The 3978-nt window shown below is 60.0% G+C and carries 4 protein-coding genes; 1 reads left to right on the top strand and 3 read right to left on the bottom strand.

Annotation, left to right across the window (positions count from 1 at the left end):
• Positions 1–480: 480 nt before the first annotated feature.
• Genes queE through queC form a run of 3 tightly spaced genes read right to left on the bottom strand, consistent with a single transcriptional unit; the run spans position 481 to position 2266 of the window.
• Positions 481–1215, bottom strand: coding sequence for a 7-carboxy-7-deazaguanine synthase QueE (queE, locus tag NKH83_RS31370; RefSeq protein WP_352809024.1), 735 nt, complete (start codon positions 1213–1215; stop codon positions 481–483).
• On the bottom strand, positions 1212–1568 hold the full coding sequence (gene queD / locus NKH83_RS31365) for a 6-carboxytetrahydropterin synthase QueD (protein ID WP_352503921.1): 357 nt from the start codon (positions 1566–1568) through the stop codon (positions 1212–1214). The genes queE and queD overlap by 4 nt, the downstream gene beginning before the upstream one ends.
• The gene (gene queC, locus NKH83_RS31360) at positions 1568–2266 is read right to left on the bottom strand and encodes a 7-cyano-7-deazaguanine synthase QueC (RefSeq protein WP_352809021.1); all 699 of its coding nucleotides are present in this window, start codon (positions 2264–2266) and stop codon (positions 1568–1570) included. The genes queD and queC overlap by 1 nt, the downstream gene beginning before the upstream one ends.
• Before the next feature lie 611 nt (positions 2267–2877).
• Here queC and NKH83_RS31355 point away from each other — a divergent pair.
• Positions 2878–3267, top strand: coding sequence for a hypothetical protein (locus NKH83_RS31355; protein WP_352717907.1), 390 nt, complete (start codon positions 2878–2880; stop codon positions 3265–3267).
• Positions 3268–3978 lie beyond the last annotated feature (711 nt).

The following is a 3978-nucleotide window of genomic DNA, read 5'->3' as shown; positions in this document are numbered from 1 at the left end:
AGAAATAGCCAATTGCGACGCCGAGGGCGATGGCGGCAAGCACCTGCGCGTAAAGCTTGGCATAGAAGGGTTTGCGGGGCGCGGGGCGCGCGCGCGGACTTGTGCAGCTGACACTGTTTCTTTCCCTGACCGGATCGAGGTGGGTTCCTCCCGCCCAGGCTTCTCCCGTCGCGGCGCTCCGGTCGAACGCTGCACCAACGCTGCCGCAAGCTCCGTGCCAAAACGCGGCGGCGCGAGAAACGCGCAGGACCTCTCACGCCGTGCTTGTGCGGATTTCTGCACTCGCCGCTGGCGCGTGCCCTTCATCGAAGGAAGGGCCGACTGTCGGGGATTGGAGGTCGCTCTGCGCTTACACGCAGGCTGGCAGCCGCTGGAAGGCCGTCGACGCAAGCACTTTGCCTCAGGTGGCTGCGATCGGCATCCAGATGGTCGACATCTTGTTGTGGTTATGCCCAAGGCCGTCGCCCTAGCGGGCGCAGGCTAGACACCTCTCTTGTTACCCCAGAGCATTACGTGCAGCTGCGGCAGCACGCGGGCTTCGAACCACCTGTCGCGGGTCACCTTTTCAATCAGCCACTCCATGCGTTTCATTATTCCGTCAAGGTCGACAGGCGCGTCTTCATTTCCGGCGCGTGGCGGCGTGTGATTGCCGGGTTGCAGATAGATCGGAAGTCGCGGAAACCTCGCGGCGGCGTCTTTCGCGTAAGCGTAGTCACTGTCGTCGAAAACAACGAGCTTGAGCACGATTAGCGGCTTCTCCTGCGCCGCTTCGATGCACGCCTCGACAGCGGCCCAATCGGTCCTCATTTCGCTTGACGGCGGCTTCGGGCTGAGGACCAGCACGTCAAGGTCGGCAAACCAGTCCCTGACCACGGAACCTTGGGTTTCCAGCGCAAAACGGTAACCTTCACCATGGCCTCGCTCGATGAGCGCACGAAACGGCTGAATGGCAGGATTGCCGCCTGACAGTGACACCATCACTGGCCGGCCACCGGAAAGCGCAACGACGGTTTGCCACACCGTGTCGATTGACATCATCTCCCATTCATGGCGGAATTGATTATCCACCGCATGGAGGCTGTCACACCAGGAACAGCGATAGTCACACCCGCCGGTCCTGATGAAGACAGTCGGCAAACCAATGAGCACGCCCTCGCCCTGGATCGTCGGCCCGAAAATCTCGCTGACGCGAATTGCCGGATCGGTATGGGTCATGGCCGGTACTCCGCCCAGGTTTTCGGCGTTTCGCTGACCCGCACGGCCGAGGTCTCGGGCAGGCGTGCCTTGCACCATCCATAGAAATGTCTGGCCAGACATTCCGCCGTGACTTGCTCATGCCCCAGCACTTCGTTGAGATGTCGGTGGTCGAAGCTCTCGTCGATATAGCGTTTGAGCGGCGCCAGATCATGATAGTCGCGCACGAAGCCGTGCTCGTTCAGTCCATTCGCTGAAAGCTCCACTTCAACGATGTAGTTATGCCCGTGCAGGCGCGCACATTGGTGATCGGGTGGCAACGAGGTGAGCTGATGCGAGGCTGAGAAGTGGAATTCCTTGGTGATGCGGAACATTACGCGGTCCTCCTTCGCAGCGCATCGAGCCAGAAGTCGGAGTCCTCGTAGTCGGTGGGGTCCGGCTGCCCAGAGAGATGAAACGCCTCGCGCCGCTCGACGCAGGTCCCGCACCTCCCGCAGTGACGCTCGGCGCCCTTGTAGCAGGACCAGGTCTGCGCAAATGGCGTGCCGTATGCTGCTCCATTCCTAACAATGTCCGCCTTCGTGAGATTCACATAGGGTGCATAAACGCGAATCTTCGCGTAGCCGTCGAGCGCGTGGTCCTGCATCATCTGGAAAGCGTCGATGAAGGCCGGACGGCAGTCGGGATAAATGAAATGATCCCCACCATGCACGGCCGTCGCCACCGCGTCAGCGCCGTGCGCTGCGGCGAGGCCGAAGGCAATGGCTAACATGATGGCGTTCCGGTTCGGCACCACCGTGACCTTCATCGTGTCTTCGGCGTAGTGCCCGTCGGGCACGTCCACATTATCGGTCAGCGCGGAGCCGGAAAGGCCGCCGCCGATCTCGTGGATGTCGATGATGCGGTGCGGGACGCTCAGTTGCTCCGCGCAAAGGGCGGCGAAGCCCAATTCCTTTCTATGCCGTTGGCCGTAATCGAAAGATAGGAGGCCGGCGAGTTCGTGCTCCGCTGCCACCTTGTGAGCAAGGGTAACGGAGTCCAATCCGCCGGAGCAGACGACGAGAGTCTTCATTTTTGGGTCCTTGTTTTAACCGGGTAGGCTGCGACCGGAGATTTCTCTGCGCTCCCAGTACTTCAGGAAATCCATTTTGTGAAGTGAACGGGGGACGAGTTTCATGCGCTGACGTGCCGCTGTGTGCAAGGCGCCCTCGCGGTGAGCCTGCAAGGAACACGGACTAGCGAAACGTCACGCTTCAGCGGAATGCTCAAAGGCGAGCGCACCAGAATAAGCTCTGCAGGAGGTCCGGACCATTGTAAACAAAGTTCTCGACGATCAAGCGCCCGGCGGTCCCGAGCTTCGAGGGACGCCACCGCGAGAGTTTCAGGTACTAGACGGCCCAAGGATGGGCTTGCCGCAAACAACGGACTTACCAGTGGGATGTTCAGCGACGCCGATGCAGATGTCTGGAATGATCACGACATCAATTGTCGCGGCAACTTTGGCTGGCCTGCTCCTCGGGTTCCGTAGATCCAGCGCATTCCGCTTCAGGATCGGTTCGAACCGGAGCACTCCCTCGGTCAATGGACGTCCGGCAACAACCTGAATGATCGGTCGTGAGCCGACATCTGTGAACAAGCGGTGTGGTCGATTGCTATCACCCATGTGTTGCGCGCAGGTACCTTATGGCAGTGGATGAACTGGATTTGATGGTTTTACAGCTGGCGGTCGAAAGCGTCCGCTCGCTCTCCTTAAGCTTCGCTGAAAAGGCCGCCGAGGTAGCCACCAGGAGCCGCGGCATCCTGCTTTTCGACGTGCGGGTCGACGGTGACGCGGAGGTCCAGCGGGTCGCAGCCATCCGATATCAGGGCGACCAGATCGGGGTTCTGGCGTTGGACAGACAGGGCCTTGTTACCCACCATTGCATCGTCAACGGTACGTTCTCACATTTCACTGCGCCCTTGGAGAACTGGCACAGCATGCCCCTGTCGATGCAGGCCAAGATCGATGCCAACGGCCATGCCAGTCTCTTCCTAGGGGCCTTGCGAAATGCCGGACATTTGCTGGGCAGCTAGCATTTGGCTAGAATGCATCTGTGAATTTTTGCATGCGCATCGCTGCCGAACCGCCGGCATGATTGTCGTGCTCGAAAACGGCGGCGGCGATCGCGGCAAAGCGATCGCCGCGATCATGGCGATCAACGCGTGGGCGTTGCATCGATGCGCGATCGTTTGAGACGGAGATCTCCGCCTGGCATCGAGCAACATGCACGGAGGTACGCAAAGCGCAAATGCATCAAGTAGTTGAAGGGACGAGCCCCTCGCGCAAATGGAGCTTGCGCTGCCGTTGTCGTCGCATCGTGCCGCCGAACTCGGGGGCGTGACGATCGACCACGATGGCCTATTTTTTTGCAAAGCCGAATGTCCCGATTCCGAAGCCACGAAAAAACTCCGACCACAGCGAAGAATAGTAACAACACGGGCGACGCAAGCCGCCTTGCCCTCTAGCAGGGGAGGTGCTTGCGGTGCTCTCACCGACACGAGATCGCAAATGGCACGTGGGTGAGCACCAGGACACCCATGGTGATCGGCTTGACTCGCTGGAGGAAGCACAAGGCCTCAGCGGGCAGAGGCGCAAGCGACGGTCGAATACTGGCTGGCTGCTCGGGATCTGATCGGAAATGACGTAGGATTTGGTTGCTTAAGCCGATCCGAACCATTTCCCGGAGACCACACCCACCATGAACGATCTTGCGCTGCCGCTGAGCGGTTTGTCATCAGTCGGCG

It is taken from the genome of Mesorhizobium sp. M0909 (assembly GCF_040319515.1).
Lineage (GTDB): Bacteria > Pseudomonadota > Alphaproteobacteria > Rhizobiales > Rhizobiaceae > Mesorhizobium.
Note: the sequence above shows the minus strand (reverse complement) of the source record. Positions and strands in the feature narration are given on the sequence as shown.